This is a genomic window from Streptomyces sp. W16 (genome assembly GCF_033194735.1).
Lineage (GTDB): Bacteria > Actinomycetota > Actinomycetes > Streptomycetales > Streptomycetaceae > Streptomyces.
This window is the reverse complement of sequence record NZ_JAWOAI010000573.1, coordinates 1-5,775: the sequence shown is the minus strand read 5'-3', so window position 1 is coordinate 5,775 and position 5,775 is coordinate 1. Positions and strand designations below refer to the sequence as shown.

The 5,775-nt window shown below is 71.9% G+C and carries 5 protein-coding genes; 2 read left to right on the top strand and 3 right to left on the bottom strand.

Going from position 1 to position 5,775, the window contains the following annotated elements; genetic code table 11:
• Together folP and R6V09_RS44110 are read right to left on the bottom strand one after the other, a co-directional pair.
• Positions 1 to 710 (bottom strand): dihydropteroate synthase (folP, locus tag R6V09_RS44115; RefSeq protein ID WP_317887117.1); only part of this gene is annotated, 710 nt, incomplete at its 3' end.
• 119 nt (positions 711 to 829) lie between these two features.
• Positions 830 to 2,641 (bottom strand): phosphatidylglycerol lysyltransferase domain-containing protein, encoded by a 1,812-nt coding sequence (locus R6V09_RS44110; RefSeq protein WP_317887116.1) that lies wholly within the window; start codon positions 2,639 to 2,641, stop codon positions 830 to 832.
• A gap of 224 nt (positions 2,642 to 2,865) precedes the next feature.
• On the opposite strand from R6V09_RS44110, the gene R6V09_RS44105 reads away from it, so the two are divergent.
• Positions 2,866 to 3,996 carry an alpha/beta hydrolase gene (locus R6V09_RS44105; protein ID WP_317887115.1) on the top strand — a complete coding sequence of 377 codons (1,131 nt, stop codon included), beginning with the start codon at positions 2,866 to 2,868 and terminating at the stop codon, positions 3,994 to 3,996.
• A gap of 94 nt (positions 3,997 to 4,090) precedes the next feature.
• Entirely contained in the window at positions 4,091 to 5,401 is a 1,311-nt protein-coding gene (locus tag R6V09_RS44100; RefSeq protein WP_317887114.1) for a hypothetical protein, read from the top strand.
• A 44-nt stretch (positions 5,402 to 5,445) separates the two neighbouring features.
• Here the strand turns inward: R6V09_RS44100 and R6V09_RS44095 are convergent.
• Positions 5,446 to 5,775 (bottom strand): PH domain-containing protein (locus R6V09_RS44095; RefSeq protein WP_317887113.1); only part of this gene is annotated, 330 nt, incomplete at its 5' end.

The window sequence follows — 5,775 nt, the reverse complement described above, 5'->3', positions numbered from 1 at the left end:
CCCTCGGGGCCGGCGAGGACATGGCCGAGGAACCGCTTGCGGGAGGCGGCGACGAGCAGGGGGTGGCCGAGGGCGAGCAGCCGGTCGAGGTGGGCGAGGAGCACGAGGTCGTGTTCGGCGTCCTTGGAGAAGCCGAGGCCCGGGTCGACGACGACGCGGTCCGGGGCGACGCCGCCGGCGAGAACGGCCTCCACGCGTGCGTGCAGTTCGTCGACGACTTCGGCGACGACGTCGGCGTAGACGCCCCTGACGTTGCCGCCCTCCAGGAAGCCGCGCCAGTGCATGACTACGAAGGGGGCGCCCGAGGCGGCGACGACCGGGATCATCGCGGGGTCGGCGAGGCCGCCGCTGACGTCGTTGACGAGGGCGGCGCCGGCGGTGAGGGCCTGTTCGGCGACGGAGGCGCGCATGGTGTCGACGGAGACGGTGACGCCCTCGGAGGCGAGGCCGCGCACTACGGGGATGACGCGCTTGAGTTCTTCCGCCTCGTCGACGCGGGTGGCGCCGGGGCGGGTGGACTCGCCGCCGACGTCCACCAGGTCGGCGCCCTCGGTGACCAGGCCGAGGCCGCGCTTGACGGCGGCCGTGGTGTCGAAGAAGCGGCCGCCGTCGGAGAAGGAATCAGGGGTGACGTTCACGACCCCCATGACCGCGCACCGGTCCCATTCCGGAAGGCCCGCGATGCGCCTGCGCCCGCTCTGCTTGCTCATGCGTTCAGCGTAGGCCTTGGGGGAGAGGGGGCGGTCCTGCGGGCGGGATGCGAGAGGGCCGGTCCGAGCGCTGCTGCCCCGCCCGGAGGCGGGGTGCTGGCCCGGACCGGCCCGGTCGGTCAAGCGGCCCGCACATCCCGTTCCGCGAGACCGTGGGTGCAGGCCGGAGCCATGGCACTGCGGCGGCGGAGGAAGCGGGGCAGGGGGAGAGCGAGGTTGACGAAGCCCTCGGCCTGCATGGCGGCGAAGCCGATGCGGGGGAGGTCGCCGGAGGCGCGGTAGACGACGAAGCGCGGCTCCCAGCGGGGCTGGAACTTGGCGTTGAACTTGTACAGGGACTCGATCTGGAACCAGCGCGACAGGAAGACCAGCAGCCCGCGCCAGGCACGCAGCACCGGGCCCGCGCCGATCTTCTCGCCGCGCGCGAGGGCCGCGCGGAACATCGCGAAGTTGAGCGACACGCGCGTGATGCCGAGCTTCGGTGCCGCCTGGAGGGAGGCGACGATCAGCAGTTCGTTCATCCCCGGGTCGGCCGCGCGGTCGCGGCGCATCAGGTCCAGGGACATGCCGTCGGTGCCCCAGGGCACGAAGTGCAGGATCGCCTTCAGGTCGCCGTACTCGCCCGGCTGTTCGTCGGCCTTGTGGGCGGTCGCGATGAAGCAGTCGCCGTCGGCGGCGTCGCCGATGCGGCCGAGCGCCATGGAGAAGCCCCGTTCGGTGTCGGTGCCCCGCCAGGCCTCCGAGGCGAGCCGGATCCGCTCCAACTCGGCCTCACCGAGGTCACGTACACGCCGTACCCGGGTTTCGTAGCCGGCCCGCTCGATGCGCTTCACCATTTGGCGTACGTTGCGCATCGCGCGCCCGGCGAGCGAGAAATCCGCCACGTCCACCACCGCCTCGTCGCCGAGTTCGAGTGCGTCGAGGCCGGTCTCGCGGGTCCACACCTCGCCGCCCGTCTCGGAGCAGCCCATGACGGCCGGCGTCCAGGAGTGGGCCTTCGCCTCGTCCATGAACCGCTCGATGGCGCCCGGCCAGGCCTCCACGTCACCGATCGGGTCACCGCTGGCGAGCATCACCCCGGACACGACGCGGTACGTCACCGCCGCCTTGCCGCTGGGCGAGAACACGACGGCCTTGTCGCGGCGCAGCGCGAAGTGGCCGAGCGAGTCGCGGCGGCCGTGCTTCTCCAGGAGGGCGCGCAGGTGCGTCTCGTCCTCCGGGGTGAGCCGCGCGGCCGGGTGTTCGGGCCGGAAGGCGAGGTAGATCGTCGTCACGGCGGTGAGCAGGCCGAGCGCGCCGAGGGAGAAGGCGACCGTCCAGGAGGTGGCCCCTACGTAGTCGACCGGGCCCTCGAAGCCGAACAGGCCGTACAGGACGTGGCTGATCCGGTCGGCCAGGCTCGGGTCGCCGACCATGCGCTTGGAGTGGACGCTGACGATGACCAGTCCGAGGACGAGTGAACCGGCGCCCATGAGTACGAAGTTGGCGAGCGCGCGCCACCTGCTGCGCGGGTCGGGCAGCGCGCGGAACTCGTCGCGGTGCATCAGCAGCGGTGCGAGCAGCGCGGCCGAGATGACGACTCCTATGACCGAGTGCCGGTACGCGAACTGCGCCACCGCGCCCGCCGGCAGCAGCGCCACCGCGGCCCGCCAGGCGCGGCGCTTGCGCCGCCTGAGCCCGTGCGCGAGGAGCAGCAGCAGTACACCGGCGCTGAGCGAGAGCGCGGCGGCGAAGGGGCCGAGCGCGCCCGGCAGCACCTCCGCCATGGTGTGCATACGGCTGTGCCGGAAGCGCGGGAACACCCCCGCGGCGATGTCCAGCAGGCCGACGAGGGCGCAGGCCCTGGCGACGAGCGTGGGAACGACCTCGGGGCGCGGACCTCGGACTATGCGCCGGACCCGGCCTGACCGGCTCGGAACCCCACCCGACAATTCCCCATCTATCCTGACAGACATCGCATCCCGTAGTTCTGCGAGAGACCTTGGACCCGGGCCCGATTCGGGCATCCGGCGACATTGCGCCCTCTAGGACGGTGTCTAGGGGAAGGAGGTTCCTTCCTCACCGGAAAGCCGGTTCAAAGGCAGTGGAAAGCCCGGGGCAAAGGTACGCGAAGGCTGCGTGCCGCCAGGGCGGAAAGCGCAGGCGGGGACAGCTCATGGGACTCACGAGCAACAAGGTGTTGGCACTGGCGTTCGCGTGTGCCGCGCTGCTGTTCATCGGCACGGTGTGGCTGTGGCCGCGGCTGGCCCGGCGGAACTGGCGGGCCGTCAGCGGACGCGTGGGCCTGCTCCTGGCAACGCAGTTGGTGCTCTTCGCCTCGGTGGGCCTCGGCGCCAACCAGGCCTTCGGGTTCTACGCCAGCTGGTCCGACCTGTTCGGCAGGGAGACCGACCAGGGAGTGGTCGTCGACCAGACCTCGCTCCGGGGCGCCGGCGGTCCGCTCCACGTCGTCGGCACCCACCGGGTGGACGCCCCGGGCGGCGCCTCCCTGCCGAGCAGCGTGGGCCAGGTGCAGCGGGTCGACATAGTCGGCCGTACGACCCACATCGCCACCCCCGCGTACGTCTATCTGCCGCCGGAGTACTTCCAGCCGCGGTACCGCACGCGCACGTTCCCGGCGACGGTCGTCCTCACGGGGTACCCGGGCACCGCCCAGGCGCTCGTCGACAAGCTCAACTACCCGCGCACGGCACTGCAGCTGGCCAAGAACGGCCGGATGCAGCCGATGATCCTGGTGATGCTGCGGCCCACGGTGGCGCCGCCGCGCGACACGGAGTGCGTGGACGTCCCGGGCGGACCGCGGACCGAGTCCTTCTTCGCCAAGGACCTCCCGGATGCCGTGACGGCCCACTACAGGGTGGGCAAAAAGCCCGGGAGCTGGGGCATCGTCGGTGATTCCACGGGCGGTTACTGCGCCCTGAAGCTCGCCATGCACCACCCCGGGGTGTACGCGGCGGGCGCCGGCCTGTCGCCGTACTACAAGGCGCCGATCGACCCGACCACCGGTGACCTCTTCCAGGGCGACGAGACGCTGCGGAACGAGGCGAACCTGTGGTGGTACCTCAAGCACCGGCCCGGGCCCGACACCTCACTGCTCGTCACCAGCAGCAAGGCCGGGGAGCACAACTACAAGGACACCCTGAAATTCATCGACCGGGTGAGGGCCAACAACTCCACCCGTATCGCGTCGATCATCCTGGACAGCGGCGGCCACAACTTCAACACCTGGCGACGGGAGATCCCGGCGACCCTGGAGTGGCTGAGCGGACGCCTTTCCGACCGCTGAGAGGGACTGTTGAACCGATGTGAGGTATGGGGGGTCGCTGTGTTTTTACCGGGCGGGGCACCATGATTCGCCTACGCGCGGTAAGTTTCTGGCCATGCCACGTGGACGTCACCGCCATTCCCCGCCGTTGCACCGGCTGTTGCCTCCCTCGGCGATCGCAGGCGTGTCGCTCGTCTGCGCCTTCGGGCCGTGGGTCTTCTCGCAGGCCGCCGCGCTGCGCATAGTCGCCGCGATCGCCGCCGCGACCGCGCTCGTCGGGGCGGCCGTCATGCGCCGCTGGGACACTCAGGCGGGCAAACAGGTCGCCGACCTGGTACGCGCGCGTACCAGCGACGAGTGGCGCTACGAGGAGCGGCTCGCCGAACTCGAGTCCGACCTCGACGAGTCGCGCGAACTGCGCGTCAAGCTGGAGCACAAGCTGCGCGCCAAGCGCACGGAGCTCGCGGGCCTGCGCAACGAACACGCGGCACTGCTGCGCCGGTACGCCACGGCGGAGACCGAGCGCGCCAGCGCCCTGGAGGGCCGCCGCCTGCTGGAGATAGAGGCCGCGGAACCCGCCACGCGCGCGTTGCCGCCGGTTCCGGCGGACGGCGACGACGAGGCCCCGGCGGACGTGGACCTGGATCTCGTGGATCTCCAGGACGACGCCGACGACGATGCCGAGACGGACGACACCGAGGCTGTGGCTGCCCCGGTCGAGTCCGGGACCGACGCAGGGACCGACGCCGAGGACGAGACCGAGACCGAGACCGAGGACGCCGACGAGGAGTCCGGTACCGAGGCCGTCGCGGAGAAGAAGCCGGCGGCTTCACCGGTGTTCTCCCCGGAGGGGTCCAAGCTGTTCCTGCGGGCCCAGGCGGCGCTGGTACGGCTCGACGACGACGCCGAGCCCGCGGCGCCCGCGCCGAAGGACGACGACTCCGCGTCGGCCGAGCCCGCCCCGGTGGAGGCCACCAGCGGCTCCGCGGTCGAGTCGGAGGCCGCGCAGGAGGACGAGGCGGAGGGGAAGCCCGAGGCGGTCGACGGGCATGAGCACTCGGCCGCCGTCCCTCCGGCCACGAAGTCCGCCCAACCCGCGCACCCGTCGGGGCACTTCACGGTGCCGACCGCGGTGGCGGTCGTACCGGCGGCTCCCGTACGGCGGCCGATGGTCGAGGGCGGGTTCGACTTCTTCGGCATGCAGAAGGGCGCGGCGTCCGCCGAGATGGACGCCGTCCAGAACGAGGATCTCGCCGACGTCGTGGGCCAGGAGGCCCTGGCGGTGCACAAGGCGGAGGCCGAGGCGCAGTTCAAACCGGCCGACGAGCGGTCCCGAGGCGTCGGCGCGGTCCAGGTCATCGACCTGACGGCGCACGACGAGACCGAGCAGATCAACCTTCCCGGACTGCGCAGCGCGGCTTCCTGACCGAGCCCTGACCGGGCGTCAGGCCAGGGCGACAGGCCAGTCCGTCAGGCCATCCAGCGGTCCGGGCGGGCGTCCCTGCGGCCCGTGCGGGAGCGCTCGGCCTGACCGCGGAGCAGCTCCGCGGCCTCGCCCGCGTCCCGCAGACGGGCTGTCACGGTCTCGTTGGCCCCGGTGTCCACATGCACCTCCGCAAGCCCCCAGAGCCGCTCCCAGGGCCCTTGCGTGAGCCGTACGCTCTGCACCGTCGCGTGCGGCACCAGCGCCAGGTTCCGGCGCAGCAGCCCGTGCCGGGCCGCGAACACCGTGTCGGTGACGACGAGGCCGTAGCCCCGCCACAACAGCGGCACGCACCGGGCAGCCCGGCGCGGCGGCCG

Coding starts and splice junctions, on each gene's coding strand:
- R6V09_RS44105 (WP_317887115.1), top strand. CDS start 2,866: ATGGGACTCACGAGCAACAAGGTGTTGGCACTGGCGTTCGCGTGTGCC.
- R6V09_RS44100 (WP_317887114.1), top strand. CDS start 4,091: ATGCCACGTGGACGTCACCGCCATTCCCCGCCGTTGCACCGGCTGTTG.